Below are 16,125 nucleotides of genomic sequence, written 5' to 3'. Positions count from 1 at the left end.
GCGCCCAATTCAACTGGTTCATTCGACCGGTTCGCTGACGCACTGCAGCGGATGCCCCGCCTGATGCGCCGCTTCCATCACCTGATTGACCTTGGTGGCCGCCATGTCGCGCGAGTAGACGCCGCAGACACCGCGGCCATCGAGGTGGATCTTGAGCATGATCTGGGTCGCGGTTTCGCGGTCCTTGCTGAAGAACTCCTGGATCACGACGATCACGAATTCCATCGGCGTGTAGTCGTCGTTCAGCATCACGACCTGGAACATCTGGGGCGGCGCGGTCTTCTGCGGTCGCCGCTCGAGCACGACCGCGTCACCATCGTCCCGCCTCGGCTTGGCAGCCGGCGGCGTCTTGGGGGTCGAAGGGATTCTGGTAGCCATGGAATTCATTTTATAGAGCCGCCGCGGGTTGCACTCGACGATGTGACACAACTGGTGGCGGCTTTGTGACATTCAAGGCGAATGCGGCCGGATCAGCAGTTCACGCCCATGCAAGCAGCATGCCCCGAAGGCGCGGAGGCTGCTGGCTCAGGGGTTTTTCCGGCCCATGAAAAAGCCCCGGCACCTGGGGTCCCGGGGCTGCGTGGGCAAGGCGTCGGGCCGGACGCCGCCGCCGCCGTCATCTTTACATGTTGTCGATCATCACCTGCCCGAAGCCCGAGCAGCTGACCTGCGTGGCGCCCTCCATGAGGCGCGCGAAGTCGTAGGTGACCCTTTTGCTGGCGATCGATTTTTCCATCGAGCTGATGACCAGGTCGGCGGCCTCGGTCCAGCCCATGTGGCGCAGCATCATTTCGGCCGAGAGGATCTCGGAACCCGGGTTCACGTAGTCCTTGCCGGCGTATTTCGGCGCCGTGCCGTGCGTCGCCTCGAACATCGCGACCGTGTCGCTGAGATTGGCGCCGGGGGCGATCCCGATGCCGCCGACCTGGGCCGCCAGGGCGTCGGAAATGTAGTCGCCGTTCAGGTTGAGGGTCGCGATGACGCTGTATTCGGCCGGTCGCAGCAAAATCTGTTGCAGGAAAGCATCAGCGATCGAATCTTTCACGGTTATTTCTTTGCCCGTTTTCGGGCTCTTGAACCGCATCCAGGGACCGCCGTCGATCAGTTCGGCGCCGAATTCCTTGGCCGCCAGACCGTAGGCCCAGTCGCGGAAACTGCCCTCGGTGAACTTCATGATGTTGCCCTTGTGGACGATCGTGACGCTCGGTTTGTCGTTGTCGATCGCGTACTGGATCGCCTTGCGGACCAGCCGCTCGGTACCTTCGCGGGACACCGGCTTGATGCCGATGCCGGAGGTGTTCGGGAAGCGGATCTTCTTGACCCCGAACTCCTCCTGCAGGAACTTGATCAGCCGCTTGGCCTTGTCGCTTTCGGCCTCGAATTCGATGCCGGCATAGATGTCCTCGGAGTTCTCCCGGAAGATCACCATGTTGGTCTTCTGGGGCTCCTTCACGGGGCTGGGGACACCCTCGAAATACTGGATCGGCCGCAGGCAAACGTACAGATCGAGCTCCTGGCGCAGCGCCACGTTGAGCGAGCGGATGCCGCCGCCCACCGGGGTCGTCAGGGGGCCCTTGATCGAGACCACGTAGTCGCGCACGGCGTGCAGCGTTTCTTCGGGGAGCCAGACGTCGGGACCGTAGATCCGGGTCGCTTTTTCGCCGGCGTAGACCTCCATCCACTGGATCTTCCGCTTGCCGCCGTAGGCCTTGGCGACCGCCGCGTCGACCACCTTCAACATGACCGGCGTGATGTCCAGTCCGGTGCCGTCGCCCTCGATGAAAGGAATGATCGGCTGGTCCGGCACCTGGAGCGAGTTGTCGGCGTTGACCGTGACCTTCTGGCCTTCGGTCGGGACTTTGATGTGCTGGTACCTGGACATGGGGACGAGGACTCCGGGTGAGGAAAGACGGGAAGACAATGAGTTTGCAATCGTCTGAATACCCTTAGAATTTTAGACGCAACCGGAGGAGCCCGAAGGATGTGTCAACCACCGCCGGCCCGGCTCCGTTGTTGGCAGACCTTCTGCTGGCCGGGAGGCGTTTTCAAACCATTTCCATTGAGGAATCCGTAATGAGCAAAGTTCTCGCAGTCATGATGGCCGGCCTGTTCGCAGTTGGTGCCTATGCGCAAAATCCGGCTGGCACCTCGTCGGAACAACAACCGATCACGAACTCCAAGCCGCAGCAGCGCGCTGTCGAGCGCCGTGCATCGAAGCCGCAAGGCGAAGTGCGTCCTCAAGGTGGCGACGCCCCCAAGACCGCTGAAGGCAGCGGCGGCCTGGCCCCGAGCCGTGCCGCAACCGCCGGCCAGGCACGCGCCGAAACCCGCAGCGACCGTCGCCGCAACAAGGACGGCAGCGTTCGCAAGATGAACCCGCAAGGCGGCACGCCGAACTGATCGGATTCGTTCCGTATTGAAAGAGCGCTCCACGGAGCGCTTTTTTTCGTCCTGGCGAAGCGATCCTGTCCTTTTGGGTCAGGCAATCCTGGCCAATAGAAGGTAAGCTTTGCGTTCAATCGATCATGCCCGCCTGCGCGGGCATTCTTGTTTGCGTTGCCGTCCCCGAAAGTCGACCCATGTTCTTGCGATTTTTCAGTCTTCTCGCGCTGTCTGTTTCATTGACGGCTATTTCCCATGCCCAGGAACCGCAAAGCCAATTGCCGCGGACCCGCATATCGGCCGGCATGTACCAGATCGACGCCCAGGTGGCGCAGTCGCCAAAGGAACGCGAAATCGGCCTGATGTACCGCAAGGAAATGCCGCCGACCGAAGGCATGGTGTTCGTCTTCGAACAGCCCGCCACCCAGTGCTTCTGGATGAGGAACACGCTGCTGCCCCTGACCGCCGCCTTCGTCGCCGACGATGGCCGCATCGTCAACCTGGTCGACATGCAGCCGATGACCGAGAATTCGCACTGCTCGAAGGAGCCGGTGCGCTTCGTCCTGGAAATGAACCAGGGCTGGTTCGCGCGCAAGAACATCAAGGCCGGCAGCAAGCTCGGCGGAGAGTTGTTCGCCGGCCGGCGCTGAGGCGCGGCCGCCCCAACGAAAAAGCCGACCCGCGGGTCGGCTTTTTCGCGTCGGCGCAGAACCCGGATCAGCCGAAGTTCTTGGCCACGAAGTCCCAGTTGACGAGCTTCGCAAGGAAGGTCTCGACGAACTTGGGGCGCAGGTTGCGGTAGTCGATGTAGTAGGCGTGTTCCCAGACGTCGACCGTCAGCAGCGCCTTGTCGGCGGTGGTCAACGGCGTGCCGGCGGCGCCGGTATTGACGATGTCGACCGAACCGTCGGCCTTCTTGACGAGCCAGGTCCAGCCGGAGCCGAAATTGCCCACGGCCGACTTCACGAAGGCTTCCTTGAAGGCCGCGTAGCTGCCCCACTTGGCATCGATCGCCTTGGCCAGGGCGCCGCTGGGTTCGCCGCCGCCGGCGGGCTTCATGCAGTTCCAGAAGAAGGTGTGGTTCCAGATCTGGGCCGCGTTGTTGTAGATCCCGCCGCTGGACTTCTTGACGATTTCCTCGAGCGTCATGCTCTCGAATTCGGTGCCCTTCTGCAGGTTGTTCAGGTTCACGACGTAAGCGTTGTGGTGCTTGCCGTAGTGGTACTCCATCGTTTCCTTCGAATACTCGGGCGCCAGGGCGTCGAGCGGATACGGCAGGGGAGGAAGAACGTGTTCCATGGTGTTTTTCTCGCGGGTTGGTTGAAGGAATCGAAGATTCTAGGAAGGATTCGGGCAAGGGGCGTCGGACGCGGTCGCGTTTGTCCCCGGTGCACCCGCTATTGCAGCACTTTCAGGGCCACCGTGCCGTCGGAAAGCCGCGCCGTCACATGGTCATCGGGCGCCAGCTCGGCGGCGTGCATGACCGGCCGACCATCGGCATCGGTCAGCCAGGCGTAGCCGCGCTGCAGCACCAGCGCCGGGTCGAGCAGCTGCAGGCGCAGAGCCGCGCGATCGAGCCGCTCGTGGTGGCGCGCCAGCGTGGCGCGCAGGCCGAGCGGCCCCCTCGCTGCCAGGGCCTGCTGGGCCTGCGCGAAGCGACCGGTCCGCGCCAGCACCGCGAAGTGCAGCCGCTGGGCCTGGTGCGCCAGCCCCAGACGCTGGCGGGCCACCAGCGCCGACGGGCGCCCGAGCCGGCCGGTGGCCTGGTCCAGGCGCTGGCCCAGCAGGTCGACGCGCGCCGCTACGGCGTCGCGCAGGCGCTCTTCGATCAGGTCCAGTGCGCCGAGCCACACCTCGCGCGGCGCGGCGACCAGTTCGGCGGCGGCGGTCGGGGTGGGCGCGCGCAGGTCGGCGCAGAAATCGGCGATCGTGAAGTCGGTCTCGTGGCCGACGCCGCTGATCACGGGCACCGGGCTCTGCACGATGGTGCGGGCCAGGGTCTCGTCGTTGAAGGCCCACAGGTCCTCGATCGAGCCGCCGCCGCGCACCAGCAGGATCACATCGACCTTGGGTTCGAGCGCGTAGAGGCCCTGCAGCGACCGCACCAGTTCGGCCGGCGCGGCGGCGCCCTGCACCGCCGCCGGCGCCAGCACGACCGGGATGTGCGGCGCGCGCCGGCGCAGCGCGGTGACGACATCGTGCAACGCCGCGGCACCGAGCGAGGTCACGAGCCCGATCGCACGCGGCAGCGTCGGCAGCGCCCGCTTGCGGGCCGGATCGAACAGGCCTTCGGCCTCCAGCCGGGCCTTGCGCTGCATGAACTGCTCGAACAGCGCGCCCTGTCCCGCTCGGCGCAGGCTCTCGACCACCAGTTGCAGGTCGCCGCGCGGCTCATAGACCGCGAGCCGGCCGCGCACTTCGACCTGGTCGCCGTCGCGCGGCGAGAAATCGAGCAGGCTCGCCGCCCGGCGGAACATGGCGCAGCGCAACTGCCCGGATTCGTCCTTCAGCGAGAAGTAGCAATGGCCGCTGGCCGCCCGGGAAAAGCCAGAGATCTCACCGCGCACGCTGACCGGGTTGAAGCGCGCATCGAGCGCGTCGGCGATCGCCCGGCACAAGGCGCCGACGGCCCAGACTCTCGCGCCGGACGAGGGCGGTTGCTCACGTTCCGCCATGGCTCATCTCACTTTCGGCTAACGATTCGTCCACAAGAGGCCCGATGACCCTGCCCGAGGGGCGGAGCCGGCACCACGGGCACATGTTGTCGTGCAAGCCTTTGATTTGATTGAAGAAAGTGCTGCTCAAAATTCAGTCGATCCAACGAGATGCCCGGCCCGTGCGGCTCCGGGCGAGTTGCCCTGCGTGTTAGTCACAAAGTTATCCACAGTTTCTGTGCGTCTGGGCCTACATGAAAGTCATGTCGTGACCCGGTGCCGCCTCGGTGGATAATCGCCGCGCATTTGCAGTCCACGGGCCGGAGGATTTTTTTGTTTTCCATCATAGTTGCTGCGGGTTGGCCGATCTGGCCGCTGCTCGCTTGTTCGGTGATCGGGATGGCGCTCGTCATCGAACGCTTCACCAGTCTCAAGACCTCCAAGGTGCTGCCGCCCAAGCTGCTCGACGAAGCCATCACGGTCTCGCGCACATCCATTCCCGGTCCCGACGTCGTCACCAAGCTCGAGAAGAACTCCGGCCTCGGCGAGGTGCTCGCGGCCGGCTTTCGGGCCCTCAACACCAACCCGATGGCCACCGAGGACGACCTGCGCGTCTCGATGGAATCCGCCGGCCGCGTGGTGGCGCACCGGCTCGAGCGCTACCTGCCGGCGCTGGCGACCATCGCCTCGGCGGCGCCCCTGCTCGGCCTGCTCGGTACCGTGATCGGGATGATCGAGATCTTCGGCTCCCAGTCGCCGGCCAACGGCGCGGTCGGCTCGGGCAATCCGGCGCAGCTGGCGCACGGGATCTCGATCGCGCTCTACAACACGGCCTTCGGCCTGATCATCGCCATTCCGGCGCTGATCTTCTGGCGCTACTTCCGCAGCCGGGTCGACGAGTACCTGCTGAACCTCGAACTGGCCGGCGAGCGCTTCGCCCGCCACCTGGACACGCTGCGCCGATGAGGATGCATTTCCGCCACGGCTCGCGCGACGAGCCCGAGATCAACCTGATCCCGTTCATCGACGTGCTGCTGGTCGTGCTGATCTTCCTGATGCTGTCGACCACCTACAGCAAGTTCACCGAAATGCAGCTGCGGCTGCCGGTGGCCGACGTCGAGGCCCAGCGCGACTACCCGAAGGAAGTCATCGTCGCGGTGTCGGCCGATGGCCGCTATTCGATCAACAGGACCGTGCTGCCGGACCGCAGCGTCGAGACCGTGACCGCCGCGCTGGCGGCGGCGGCCGGCGGCGCCAAGGACAATGTCGTGATCATCAGCGCCGACGCCAGCGCCGCCCATCAATCGGTCATCACCGTGATGGAAGCAGCGCGCCGGGCCGGCCTGATGCAGATCACCTTCGCCACCCAGTCGGCCGCGCAGGCGGGGCGCTAGTTGCCGCAAGCCTGGCTGCAACGCGGCGCGCTGGCGCGCTTGTTGTGGCCGCTGTCGCTGTTGTACGGCGCCCTGGCCGCGCTGCGCCGAGGCTTCTACCGCCAGGGCCTGCTGCGCACCGAGCGCGTCGGCGTACCGGTGGTCATCGTCGGCAACGTGATCGCCGGCGGCTCGGGCAAGACGCCCGTGGTGATGGCGGTGGTCCGGCACCTGGAGGCGCGCGGCCTGCGCACCGGCGTGGTGTCGCGCGGCTATGGCCGCAGCACCCGGGATTGCCGGGAGGTGCAAGAAGACAGCGACCCGGCGGAGGTCGGCGACGAGCCGGCGCTGATCCGCCGCGCCACCGGCGTGCCGGTGTTCGTGGCCCGGCGCCGCATCGAGGCGGCCCGCACCCTGCTCGCCCGGCACCCGGCCACCCAGGTCATCGTGAGCGATGACGGCCTGCAGCATCTCGCGCTGGGCCGCGACCTGGAGATCTGCGTGTTCGACGACCGCGGCGTCGGCAACGGCTGGCTGCTGCCGGCCGGCCTGCTGCGCGAGCCCTGGCCGCGGCGCTGCGACCTGGTCCTCCATACCGGCGACCGGCCGGCCTTTGCCGGCTTCCGGGCCCGCCGCTCGCTCGCCGACCATGCGCTCCGGCAGGACGGGTCCCGGGTGCCGCTGGCCTCCCTGGCCGGACGGCCGTTGATCGCGGTCGCAGCGATCGCCAAGCCCGAGGCCTTCTTCCAGATGCTGCGCGCGCGCGGACTGGCGCTGGCGCAGAGCATCGCCCTGCCCGACCACGACGATTTCAGCCGCTGGCAGCCGCCGGCGGACACCGGCCAGGTCCTGCTGTGCACCGAGAAGGACGCCGTCAAGCTGTGGCGCCGGGCCCCGGCGGCGCTGGCCGTGCCACTGGTGTTCGAACCCGAGCCGGGCTTCTTCGCCGCCCTCGACGCAAAGCTATCATCGAACGATGGACACCAAGCTGCTTGAATTGCTCGTCTGCCCCGTCACCAAGGGGCCGCTGACCTGGAACCCCGAAAAGCAGGAACTGGCTTCGCGCAGCGCCCGCCTGGCCTACCCGGTGCGCGACGGCATCCCGGTGCTGCTCGAGACCGAGGCCCGCACCCTGTCCGACGAAGAACTCGGACTTTGAGCTGTTCATGCGCACCGCATTCACGGTCCTGATCCCGGCCCGGCTGGCCTCGACACGGCTGCCCGACAAGCCCTTGGCCGACATCGCCGGTGTGCCGATGGTGGTGCGGGTCGCCCAGCAGGCCGCGCTTTCAAGCGCCGCCAGCGTGGTGGTGGCCGCCGACGACGCGCGCATCGTCGATGCCTGCCGTGCCCATGGCGTGCGGGTGCTGCTGACCCGCACCGACCATGCGAGCGGCAGCGACCGGCTGGCCGAAGCCTGCACCCAGCTCGGGCTGGCCGACGACGCGATCGTCGTCAACGTCCAGGGCGACGAGCCGCTGATCGCGCCCGATCTGATCGATGCGGTGGCCGACACGCTGGCCGCCCACCCCGACGCTGCGATGAGCACCGCGGCGCACGCCATCGACTCGCTCGAGGACTTCGTCAATCCGAACGTGGTCAAGACCGTGCTCGACGCCCGTGGCCATGCGCTCTATTTCAGCCGCGCGCCGATCCCCTGGTGGCGCGACGGCTTCGCGGCCAGCGGCCCGACCTCGCTGCCGAGCGCGCCGGCGCCGTTGCGCCATATCGGCATCTACGGCTACCGGGCCGGCTTCGTGCGCGGCTTTCCCGGCCTGCCGCCGGCGCCGGTCGAAACCACCGAAGCGCTCGAGCAGATGCGGGCCCTCTGGCACGGCCACCGGATCGCGGTCCATGTCAGCGCCCACGCCCCCGGCCCCGGCATCGACACGCCCGAGGATCTGGCCCGGGTCCGCGCCCTCTTCGCCGCCTGACCTCGCCCGTGCGGGGCTCCGAAACGGCCCGAACCCCATGCTATCCTCGAAGCAACTCCGCCTTTTCGTTGCGCCTCGTGCGCGCGACCTGGCGCGACAGAAATCGAAGAACCTTCCGAGGACACCATGAGACTGATTTTGTTGGGCGCCCCCGGGGCAGGAAAAGGCACGCAAGCGGCCTTCATTTGCCAGAAATACGGCATCCCCCAGATCTCCACCGGCGACATGCTGCGCGCCGCCGTCAAGGCCGGCACGCCGCTCGGGCTGCAGGCCCAGGCCGTGATGGCATCCGGCGCGCTGGTCAGCGACGACCTGATCATCAACCTGGTCAAGGAACGGATCGCGCTGCCGGATTGCGCCCAGGGCTTCCTGTTCGACGGCTTCCCGCGCACCATTCCGCAGGCCGAAGCGATGCGCGCGGCCGGCGTCCGGCTCGACTACGTGCTCGAAATCGACGTGCCCTTCAGCGACATCATCGAACGCATGAGCGGACGACGTTCGCACCCTGCCTCGGGACGCATCTACCACCTGAAGTTCAATCCGCCGAAGACCGAAGGCAAGGACGACCTCACCGGCGAAGACCTGATCCAGCGCGAGGACGACAAGGAAGAAACCGTGCGCAAGCGGCTCGAGGTCTACAGCCAGCAGACGCGTCCGCTGGTCGACTACTACTCGAACTGGGCCAAGGCCGAGCCGGCCGCAGCGCCGAAGTACCGCGCAATCAGCGGCGTCGGCAGCGTCGACGACATCACGCAGCGCGCCCTGGCCGCCCTGTCCAGCTGATCAGGCCGGGCTGGAACGCAGCCCGTAGGCCTTGCCGTCGACGAACAGGTACTCGACCCGCATCACGGCATCGCCTTTCTCTTCCTTGGTGCCGAAGCCGATGGCCGAGACCAGGGTCCCGGGCTTGATTTCGCGCACCTGCCAGGCCTCCATGCGCGTGAGCGGCGCCAGTTCGAGCTCCCATTGGCGGTCCTTGCGCCGCGGCAGCGCCGCCTTGGCGAGCAGGCCGGGTCCATCGACCGGCGCGCTCTGCGCCGGCAGCGCACGCTTCGGCAGGTCGGCAGGCAAGCGCAGATCGGCGGGCACCTCGATCATCAGTTCGGCATGCGGGTTCTGCCAGCGCGAACTCACCACCTTCCCTTCCAGGTAGAGCGGGCGGTCCTGGTCGAAACCGCTCCACCCGTGGTGGGCCCAGGCGAAGGGCATGGCGCCCGGCAAGGTGACGGCGGCGAACATGAGGCTGCGACGTTTCATGCGGGAACTCCTTTCGGGCTGCGCGAGGTCATCAATAGGCGATCCAGCGGCCGCAAAACACGACCGCCAGCCAGATCGCAGTGGACGACAACATCTGTACCCGCGCCAGCAGGTCGAGTTTGGCCAGTGAGCGGCGGGCATGGAACCACAGCGCGTTGGCGCCGGCCACCCCTAGCAGGCCCATCTTGACCAGAAACACCGGGTTCGCGAGCAACTCGGCCGGCTGGGTGGCGAACATCAACGATCCGCTGGCGGCCGCCAGCGCGAAGCCGGACAGCGCGAGGGTCAGCGACAGCCTGGCCAACCCCTGCACCGGCAGCACGGCAGCGCGGCCGAGGACGCGGGCCTCGAGGGCCACCAGGTTGCCCAGCAGCAAGGCGATGCCGACGATGTGCACGACCTCCAGGGCCGGGTAGGCCCAGGGGGTCGAGCGCAACGCCTCGAGCACGGGATCAGCCGGCGGAGGCGTCCGCCAGCAGTTCCAGCATGAGTGAGATGCGCGCCTTGACCGGCGTCAGCGCGCCGGCGTCGCGCAGGCGCTGGCCGGGCTTCGGGAGGATCCGCCCCTCGGCGCAGCGCGTCGCACGCAGCACCGAGACGCCCTCGGCCTGGGCCCGCAGCGCCGCCGCCTCCAGCGCCTGGTGCACGGTGCCGTTGCCGGTTGCCGCGAGCACGATCCCCTGCACCGGCTCGGCACCGCCACGGCGGCGCTCCTCGAGCAGCATCTCGACCAGGGAGCCGCGTGCCTCGGCGTGGCTCAGCAGGATCTCGACCCGCGGCCAGGCGGTGGCCGCGGCGATCCGATCGAACGACGAGCGCGCGGTCGGGTCCGCCTGCGGCCAGTCCCTGAGTTGCCTGACGGCCCCTTCCTCGACATAGGCCAGCGGACCGGCATCGCCGGAATCGAAGGCGTCGAGACGGTAGGTGTGGACTTTCTGAACCTCGACGGCGCTGTGAACCGTACCGGCGCACACCACGACCACGCCCCGGGCGTCCGGTGCTGTGGCGACCGCGATCGCATCGCGCAGGTTCTGCGGCCCGTCGGGCGCCAGTGCGCTCGCCGGCCGCATCGCACAGGTCAGGACCACCGGCTTCGAAGGCGCGAGCACGGCCTGCAGGAAGAACGCGGTCTCTTCCAGCGTATCGGTGCCGTGGGTGATGACCAGGCCGGCGACGTCCGGCTGGGCGAGCCAGTGGGCACAGCGCTGTGCCAGGGTGCGCCAGATCGCGAAACTCATGTCCTTGCTGTCCACCTGCGCCACCTGCTCGGCCGCGAGCGCGATGCCCGCCGGAGCGTCGATGCCGTGCAGCAGGTCGGCGACGCCGACTTCCCCGGCCGTGTAGCCGATGTTGTCGTTCGCCGCACCGGCGCGGCCCGAGATGGTGCCGCCGGTGCCCAGCACCACGACGCGACGGGCGGAATTCCCCGAGATGTGATCCATGTCTTGCCAACTTCTCGAAACTGGTTAAAAATACAGGTACTGGACGTTTAGCCAGTGCCTCCACAGGAGCCTACATGCAGTTCGCCGTCAAGCTTACAGCCCGCCAGCAGCAGATCCTCGACTTGATCCAGAGTGCCATCGCGCGCACCGGCGCGCCTCCCACGCGGGCCGAGATCGCCGCCGAGCTCGGCTTCAAGTCGGCCAACGCGGCCGAAGAACACCTGCAGGCGCTGGCCCGCAAGGGCGTCATCGAGCTGGTCAGCGGCACTTCCCGCGGCATCCGCCTCAAGGGCGACGCCCTGCGCTCGCTCAACGAATCCCGCAACAACCAGTTCTCGCTGTCGCTGCCCGGCATGGCGCAGCTGGCGCTGCCGCTGATCGGCCGCGTGGCGGCCGGTTCGCCGATCCTGGCCCAGGAGCACGTCGACCAGACCTACTACGTCGAGAACACCCTCTTCCAGCGCCAGCCCGACTACCTGCTCAAGGTGCGCGGCATGTCCATGCGCGATGCCGGCATCATGGACGGCGACCTGCTGGCGGTCCAGTCCACCAAGGAAGCCCGCAACGGGCAGATCGTGGTGGCCCGCCTCGGCGACGAGGTCACGGTCAAGCGCCTCAAGCGCAACAAGCAGGTCATCGAGCTGCACGCCGAGAACCCCGACTACCCCACCATCGTGGTCCAGCCCGGCGAGCCCTTCGAGATCGAGGGCCTGGCGGTCGGCCTGATCCGCAACACGATGCTGATGTAAGCCCGCCTTTTCGTTCACGCACGCGGTCCTGCGTGCGCACCCGGTCCGGCCGCGACAGGTGGCGGGCGTATGGCCAAGAGCCATCACCCTGTCCTGGCCGATGAAAGCAATCCTGCCTGTGTTCAACCTCTGACTTTTCTGGAGTTCACATGGGAATCGCTCTACTCAGCATCGCTGACTTTCTGACGCCGTTGCAATCGCTGGCCGACCGCTGGATGCCCCGGCGCCGCTCGAGCCGGGCGATGTCCTCGGGCCTGCGCTACGTCGGGATTCGCCCGAGCTGCCCGCTGCGCCAGGGCACGGCCGGTCCGGCGGCCGCCGCTGGGGCCACGGCACGCCCGCTGCGCGTGGTCCGCATGGTCGACGCACAGCAGCCGGGCCGCGCGGCCGGCCGCATGGTGATCTCCGGACGCATGGCCGATGTCTGCGCCGAGCTCGACCGCCTGGTCGCGCTGGAGGCCGCCCAGGCGCTGCCGCAGGCCGCCCACCTGCACTGATAGCTGCACTGAAGCACCGAAGCGCGACACAAAGTCGCCGCGCTGGCACAGCATGCCGTTCGTGCAAGGCACAATGGCATGCCATGAACATTGTGATCCTCGACGACTATCAGGACGCCGTGCGCAAGCTGAATTGCGCTGCCAAGCTCGACGCCTATGCAGCCAAGGTGTACACGAACACGGTCAAGGGCATCGGCCAGCTGTCGGTCCGGCTCAAGGACGCCGACGTGATCGTGCTGATCCGCGAGCGCACCCAGATCACCCGGCAACTGATCGAGAAGCTGCCCAAGCTCAAGCTGATCTCGCAGACCGGCCGGGCCGGCGGGCACATCGACATCAACGCCTGCACCGAGCAGGGCGTCGCCGTCGCCGAGGGGTCGGGCTCCCCGCTGGCGCCCGCCGAACTCACCTGGGCGCTGATCATGGCCGCGATGCGGCGCCTGCCGCAGTACATCAGCAACCTGAAGCACGGCGCCTGGCAGCAGGCCGGCCTCAAGTCGGCATCGATGCCGCCGAACTTCGGCCTCGGCTCGGTGTTGAAGGGCAAGACCCTGTGCATCTGGGGCTACGGGCGCATTGGCCAGCTGGTGGCGCGCTACGGCCAGGCCTTCGGCATGCAGGTCGTGATCTGGGGGCGTGAGCAGAGTTGCACCAAGGCGCGCTCCGACGGCTTCCAGGTGGCACCCAACCGCGAAGCCTTCTTTGCCGCGGCCGACGTTCTGTCGGTGCACCTGCGGCTCAGCGACGAGACCCGCGGCCTGGTGACGCTCGAAGACCTGTCGCGCATGAAGCCGACCGCGCTGTTCGTCAATACCTCGCGTGCCGAGCTGGTCGAGCAGGATGCCTTGCTGGCCGCCCTCAACCGCGGGCGCCCCGGGCTGGCGGCCATCGACGTCTTCGAGAGCGAGCCGCCGCTGCAGGGCCACGCGCTGCTGCGGCTCGAGAACTGCATCTGCACGCCGCACATCGGCTACGTCGAGCAAGACAGCTACGAGATGTACTTCGGCCAGGCCTTCGACAACGTCGTGAGCTTCATCAAGGGCAACCCGACCAACATCGTCAATCCCGGCGCGCTGCAGGTCCGTCGTTGAGCCGGCCTGCTCTGCCGGCCACCTTGTGGGCCTTGCTGGCAGGCAATTTCGTGATCGGCACCGGGGTGATGGTGGTGCCGGGCACGCTCAACGAGCTGAGCCAGTCGCTCCAGGTCGGCGCGGCCACCGCCGGCCAGCTGATCACCGCCGGCGCGATCGTCATGTGCCTCGGTGCGCCGCTGCTGGCCGCGCTGGTCGCCGGCTGGGATCGCCGCCGGCTGCTGGCCTTCACCATGCTCTGGTATGCCGCCGGCCACCTGCTGGCGACGCAGATGCCGAATTTCGGCAGCCTGCTGCTGGTGCGCATGCTGACCGTCGTCGCGCCGGCGGTCTTCACCGCGCAGGCCGCGGCCTGCGCCGGGCTGCTGGTGCCGGCCGAGCAGCGCGGCCGCGCCGTCACCTTCGTCTTCCTCGGCTGGTCGATGGCCTCGGTGCTGGGCCTGCCGATCGGTGCGCTGGTCGGCGGGCACTTCGGCTGGCGGGCGGCCTTCGGCGTGATCGCCGGACTGTCGGTGGTGAGCGCGGCCTGGATCTGGCGCCAGTTGCCCACCGGCATCCGCCCCGCGGCGCTGTCCCGCGAGGCCTGGGGCCGCGTCTTCAGGAGCCCGCTGCTGATGGGCGTGGTCTGCGTCACGGCCCTGCAGGGCGCCGGCCAGTTCGTGCTGTTCAGCTACTTCGCACCGATCGTGCGAGAGAGCCTGGGCGCCGACGCGACGCAGATGGGCCTGCTGTGGGGCTGGTTCGGCCTCTGCGGCCTGCTGGGCAACATGGCCGTGAGCCGCTACATCGACCGCATCGGGGCAGCGCGCATGGTGCTGGTCACCACGGTGCTGATCGCAACGAGCCTGCTGCTGTGGCCGCTGGCGGTCAGCTTCGCGACGCTGGCGCTGATCCTGGTGCCTTGGGGCCTGGGTTGCTTCGCCACCAACTCGGCCCAGCAGGCGCGACTGGTCTCGCTCTCGCCGGCACTGGCGCCGGGCTCGGTGGCGCTGAACAGTTCCGGCATCTATGTCGGCCAGGCAGTGGGCGCGGCGGCCGGGGGCTGGCTGCTGGCCCACGACGCCGCCCCGTGGATGAACTGGGCCGGGCTGGTCACCATGCTGCTGGCGCTGGCACTGAGCATGGCGGTCGACCGCGCGCAGCGCCGCGCGCCCGCATTCAGCGCTTGATCGGCCGCGGGGCGATTTCCGCTTCGGTGCTCGGATCGAACAGCTCGAAGTCGATCACATGCGGATCGTTCGAGGGCGTCGGCGCCTTGGCCGGCTCGAGCGGTGTCGGCATCGTCTCGTAGGCCGTCTTGTCGAAGGCGCCGAGGTCCATCTCCAGGTCGGGCAGCACGGCCGGACGGACGGTCGGGGCCGGGGCGGCCGGCGACAGCTGCGCATCCGGGTCGATCACCGTCTCGTGCTGCATGCCCTGGTCGATCGAGCCATAAATAGAGGGCGGCAGCACCGGGCCGCCAGCGATCGCCGGCGGCGCCAGTTCGGTGTCCGGCGGGGCGGTCACGGTCGGTGGCCCTTCGCGCACCTGCGTGTCGGCGAAGGCATGGGGCTCGAAGGCGGCAGCGGGCGCGCTGGCGGGATCGATGACTTCCTTGGCCACCGAATAGAGCAGCAGCAGTTCCTGGTAGGCGGCCAGGTCGAAGGCTTCGTCGTTGTGGCCGGGCCTGCGGAACACCAGCTCCTCGATCAGCGCCAGGGTCCCCGGCGCGGGCCACAGCGCCTCGATGCGCGCCAACGCGCTGCGGTAGTGCTCGAGGCCTTTGCCGGTGTCGGTGAAGTGGGCGAAAGACGGCACATCGGCATTGAAGACGCGTTCGAAGTCCTCGGCCAGCCGTGTGTAGTCGTCTTCGCGTTCGAGCGAATGGAAGATCCTCAGCAGATCGAGATAGGCCAGCGCGCTGGTGCCGGGATTGGCGGCGATGTGCTCGCGCAGGACTGCGATCGCCTGGTCGTGCTGGCCCAGCGACAGAAAGAAATCGGATTGCTGCTGGACGTCGAACAGCTCTTCTGTGTTGACCGGCCGCACAGGGGTACCTTCGGCCAGCTGGGCCGGGTGCGGCAGCGGTGCGTGCGGGCCGCTGTCGAGGTCGTCGTCGGGCTCGAGCGGCGCGAACGGCGTCGGCCCGAAGGTCCTGGGGCCGACGTTGCGCCGCTTGCCGGGCGGCTCCGAGTCCAGGTCCATCTCGTCGTCGAGCAGACCGCCGTGCGGGCGCGGACGGCGCGGGTCGTCGACACCAGGCGGCGCTTCGCCCCACCACGCCGGTGCACTCGCTCGGCGCGCCAGGCGCCACAGCATGAACATGCCGATCAATGCCAGCAACAGGAGCGCCACGAGGGCATAGACCAGCGGATTGGCGTAGCGGCTTTCGCGCGCTTCGGCCAGTTCGCTGCGCATCTCGAGCAGGGTCCGCTGGTTCTGGGCGGCCTGCTCGCGCAGCGCGGCCAGCGCGGCTTCCGTGTCCTTGGCGCGCTTGGCCTCGCGCTGCGCTTCTTCGGCGGCGGGATCGAGCGCATTCCAGAGCGCCGCGGCGGCGGCACGGCGGACCGGGTCCGGCGCGTCGGGCAGGGTCAGTTCGGGCGTCGCCCTCAGGTTGCCGGCCCGCGCCGGTGCCGGCTCCAGCGCCTCCACCTGCAGTCGCGGCCGTCCCGCGCCGGCCTCGCGCGGCGCTGCTTCAGACGCTGCGGGAGGCGAAGGCGGCGGCGTGACGCGCGTGGCGGGCGCAGGCACCGCGGCTGCCGTGCGC

20 protein-coding genes are annotated in these 16,125 nt (G+C 68.1%); 12 read left to right on the top strand and 8 right to left on the bottom strand.

Translation table 11 applies throughout. The features are described from left to right. Window positions 1–18 precede the first annotated feature (18 nt). Both clpS and icd read right to left on the bottom strand, forming a co-directional pair. The gene (gene clpS, locus AC1DF3_RS00100; RefSeq protein ID WP_286504342.1) at window positions 19–378 is read right to left on the bottom strand and encodes an ATP-dependent Clp protease adapter ClpS; all 360 of its coding nucleotides are present in this window, start codon (window positions 376–378) and stop codon (window positions 19–21) included. A 244-nt stretch (window positions 379–622) separates the two neighbouring features. Continuing rightward, on the bottom strand, window positions 623–1,882 hold the full coding sequence (icd, locus tag AC1DF3_RS00095; protein ID WP_286522317.1) for an NADP-dependent isocitrate dehydrogenase: 1,260 nt from the start codon (window positions 1,880–1,882) through the stop codon (window positions 623–625). A gap of 101 nt (window positions 1,883–1,983) precedes the next feature. On the opposite strand from icd, the gene AC1DF3_RS00090 reads away from it, so the two are divergent. After that, a complete protein-coding gene (locus AC1DF3_RS00090; RefSeq protein WP_286531751.1) occupies window positions 1,984–2,400 on the top strand; it encodes a cell envelope biogenesis protein TolA in 417 nt (138 codons plus the stop codon). 179 nt (window positions 2,401–2,579) lie between these two features. Further along, window positions 2,580–3,032, top strand: a complete 453-nt coding sequence (locus tag AC1DF3_RS00085; protein ID WP_286532155.1) for a DUF192 domain-containing protein — start codon at window positions 2,580–2,582, stop codon at window positions 3,030–3,032. A 67-nt stretch (window positions 3,033–3,099) separates the two neighbouring features. Here the strand turns inward: AC1DF3_RS00085 and AC1DF3_RS00080 are convergent, their stop codons facing one another. Continuing rightward, window positions 3,100–3,681, bottom strand: coding sequence for a superoxide dismutase (locus tag AC1DF3_RS00080; RefSeq protein WP_286522320.1), 582 nt, complete (start codon window positions 3,679–3,681; stop codon window positions 3,100–3,102). 98 nt (window positions 3,682–3,779) lie between these two features. Then, window positions 3,780–5,057: an exodeoxyribonuclease VII large subunit gene (gene xseA, locus AC1DF3_RS00075; protein WP_301812172.1), complete on the bottom strand. Its 1,278-nt coding sequence runs from the start codon at window positions 5,055–5,057 to the stop codon at window positions 3,780–3,782. Window positions 5,058–5,369: 312 nt separating this feature from the next. Between xseA and AC1DF3_RS00070 the strand changes: the two genes are divergently transcribed. The 6 genes from AC1DF3_RS00070 to adk all read left to right on the top strand — a co-directional run bounded on the left by AC1DF3_RS00070 (window position 5,370) and on the right by adk (window position 9,126). Continuing rightward, window positions 5,370–6,002, top strand: a complete 633-nt coding sequence (locus AC1DF3_RS00070; RefSeq protein ID WP_286531749.1) for a MotA/TolQ/ExbB proton channel family protein — start codon at window positions 5,370–5,372, stop codon at window positions 6,000–6,002. Between the two features lie 2 nt (window positions 6,003–6,004). Next, window positions 6,005–6,430: an ExbD/TolR family protein gene (locus AC1DF3_RS00065; RefSeq protein ID WP_478138707.1), complete on the top strand. Its 426-nt coding sequence runs from the start codon at window positions 6,005–6,007 to the stop codon at window positions 6,428–6,430. Continuing rightward, window positions 6,431–7,405: a tetraacyldisaccharide 4'-kinase gene (gene lpxK, locus AC1DF3_RS00060; protein ID WP_286531748.1), complete on the top strand. Its 975-nt coding sequence runs from the start codon at window positions 6,431–6,433 to the stop codon at window positions 7,403–7,405. It begins immediately after the preceding gene. Beyond that, entirely contained in the window at window positions 7,386–7,568 is a 183-nt protein-coding gene (locus tag AC1DF3_RS00055; RefSeq protein WP_286504333.1) for a Trm112 family protein, read from the top strand. Before lpxK ends, AC1DF3_RS00055 begins: the two co-directional genes overlap by 20 nt. Window positions 7,569–7,575: 7 nt before the next feature. After that, on the top strand, window positions 7,576–8,343 hold the full coding sequence (gene kdsB, locus AC1DF3_RS00050) for a 3-deoxy-manno-octulosonate cytidylyltransferase (protein WP_286531747.1): 768 nt from the start codon (window positions 7,576–7,578) through the stop codon (window positions 8,341–8,343). 126 nt (window positions 8,344–8,469) lie between these two features. After that, window positions 8,470–9,126 carry an adenylate kinase gene (adk, locus tag AC1DF3_RS00045; RefSeq protein WP_286522326.1) on the top strand — a complete coding sequence of 219 codons (657 nt, stop codon included), beginning with the start codon at window positions 8,470–8,472 and terminating at the stop codon, window positions 9,124–9,126. Here adk and AC1DF3_RS00040 read toward each other — a convergent pair whose 3' ends face one another. From AC1DF3_RS00040 to AC1DF3_RS00030, 3 genes are read right to left on the bottom strand one after another with little or no spacing between them, the layout of a single operon-like run. Continuing rightward, window positions 9,127–9,600, bottom strand: coding sequence for a DUF6152 family protein (locus tag AC1DF3_RS00040; RefSeq protein ID WP_286531746.1), 474 nt, complete (start codon window positions 9,598–9,600; stop codon window positions 9,127–9,129). A 31-nt stretch (window positions 9,601–9,631) separates the two neighbouring features. Then, complete coding sequence (locus AC1DF3_RS00035) at window positions 9,632–10,048, bottom strand: hypothetical protein (protein WP_286531745.1); 417 nt, start codon at window positions 10,046–10,048, stop codon at window positions 9,632–9,634. A gap of 4 nt (window positions 10,049–10,052) precedes the next feature. Continuing rightward, on the bottom strand, window positions 10,053–11,042 hold the full coding sequence (locus AC1DF3_RS00030) for an asparaginase (protein ID WP_478138489.1): 990 nt from the start codon (window positions 11,040–11,042) through the stop codon (window positions 10,053–10,055). Between the two features lie 74 nt (window positions 11,043–11,116). Between AC1DF3_RS00030 and lexA the strand changes: the two genes are divergently transcribed. The 4 genes from lexA to AC1DF3_RS00010 all read left to right on the top strand — a co-directional run bounded on the left by lexA (window position 11,117) and on the right by AC1DF3_RS00010 (window position 14,548). Then, window positions 11,117–11,791 carry a transcriptional repressor LexA gene (gene lexA / locus AC1DF3_RS00025; RefSeq protein WP_286504326.1) on the top strand — a complete coding sequence of 225 codons (675 nt, stop codon included), beginning with the start codon at window positions 11,117–11,119 and terminating at the stop codon, window positions 11,789–11,791. A gap of 149 nt (window positions 11,792–11,940) precedes the next feature. Further along, a complete protein-coding gene (locus tag AC1DF3_RS00020) occupies window positions 11,941–12,288 on the top strand; it encodes a hypothetical protein (RefSeq protein ID WP_301812185.1) in 348 nt (115 codons plus the stop codon). 83 nt (window positions 12,289–12,371) lie between these two features. Next, window positions 12,372–13,379, top strand: coding sequence for a D-2-hydroxyacid dehydrogenase family protein (locus tag AC1DF3_RS00015; RefSeq protein WP_286531742.1), 1,008 nt, complete (start codon window positions 12,372–12,374; stop codon window positions 13,377–13,379). Continuing rightward, complete coding sequence (locus AC1DF3_RS00010; RefSeq protein WP_286531741.1) at window positions 13,376–14,548, top strand: MFS transporter; 1,173 nt, start codon at window positions 13,376–13,378, stop codon at window positions 14,546–14,548. The genes AC1DF3_RS00015 and AC1DF3_RS00010 overlap by 4 nt, the downstream gene beginning before the upstream one ends. Here the strand turns inward: AC1DF3_RS00010 and AC1DF3_RS00005 are convergent. Beyond that, window positions 14,538–16,125 (bottom strand): hypothetical protein (locus AC1DF3_RS00005; protein ID WP_478138488.1); only part of this gene is annotated, 1,588 nt, incomplete at its 5' end. The genes AC1DF3_RS00010 and AC1DF3_RS00005 overlap by 11 nt on opposite strands.

It is taken from the genome of Variovorax sp. 10N432, from assembly GCF_056394465.1.
This window is presented reverse-complemented; position numbering and strand designations above follow the sequence as displayed.

Excerpts from the sequence above, each read along its gene's own strand:
- clpS (WP_286504342.1), bottom strand. The coding sequence starts at position 378 with ATGGCTACCAGAATCCCTTCGACCCCCAAGACGCCGCCGGCTGCCAAG.
- icd (WP_286522317.1), bottom strand. The coding sequence starts at position 1,882 with ATGTCCAGGTACCAGCACATCAAAGTCCCGACCGAAGGCCAGAAGGTC.
- AC1DF3_RS00085 (WP_286532155.1), top strand. The coding sequence starts at position 2,580 with ATGTTCTTGCGATTTTTCAGTCTTCTCGCGCTGTCTGTTTCATTGACG.
- AC1DF3_RS00080 (WP_286522320.1), bottom strand. The coding sequence starts at position 3,681 with ATGGAACACGTTCTTCCTCCCCTGCCGTATCCGCTCGACGCCCTGGCG.
- xseA (WP_301812172.1), bottom strand. The coding sequence starts at position 5,057 with ATGGCGGAACGTGAGCAACCGCCCTCGTCCGGCGCGAGAGTCTGGGCC.
- AC1DF3_RS00065 (WP_478138707.1), top strand. The coding sequence starts at position 6,005 with ATGCATTTCCGCCACGGCTCGCGCGACGAGCCCGAGATCAACCTGATC.
- AC1DF3_RS00055 (WP_286504333.1), top strand. The coding sequence starts at position 7,386 with ATGGACACCAAGCTGCTTGAATTGCTCGTCTGCCCCGTCACCAAGGGG.
- kdsB (WP_286531747.1), top strand. The coding sequence starts at position 7,576 with ATGCGCACCGCATTCACGGTCCTGATCCCGGCCCGGCTGGCCTCGACA.
- adk (WP_286522326.1), top strand. The coding sequence starts at position 8,470 with ATGAGACTGATTTTGTTGGGCGCCCCCGGGGCAGGAAAAGGCACGCAA.
- AC1DF3_RS00040 (WP_286531746.1), bottom strand. The coding sequence starts at position 9,600 with ATGAAACGTCGCAGCCTCATGTTCGCCGCCGTCACCTTGCCGGGCGCC.
- AC1DF3_RS00030 (WP_478138489.1), bottom strand. The coding sequence starts at position 11,042 with ATGGATCACATCTCGGGGAATTCCGCCCGTCGCGTCGTGGTGCTGGGC.
- lexA (WP_286504326.1), top strand. The coding sequence starts at position 11,117 with ATGCAGTTCGCCGTCAAGCTTACAGCCCGCCAGCAGCAGATCCTCGAC.
- AC1DF3_RS00020 (WP_301812185.1), top strand. The coding sequence starts at position 11,941 with ATGGGAATCGCTCTACTCAGCATCGCTGACTTTCTGACGCCGTTGCAA.
- AC1DF3_RS00015 (WP_286531742.1), top strand. The coding sequence starts at position 12,372 with ATGAACATTGTGATCCTCGACGACTATCAGGACGCCGTGCGCAAGCTG.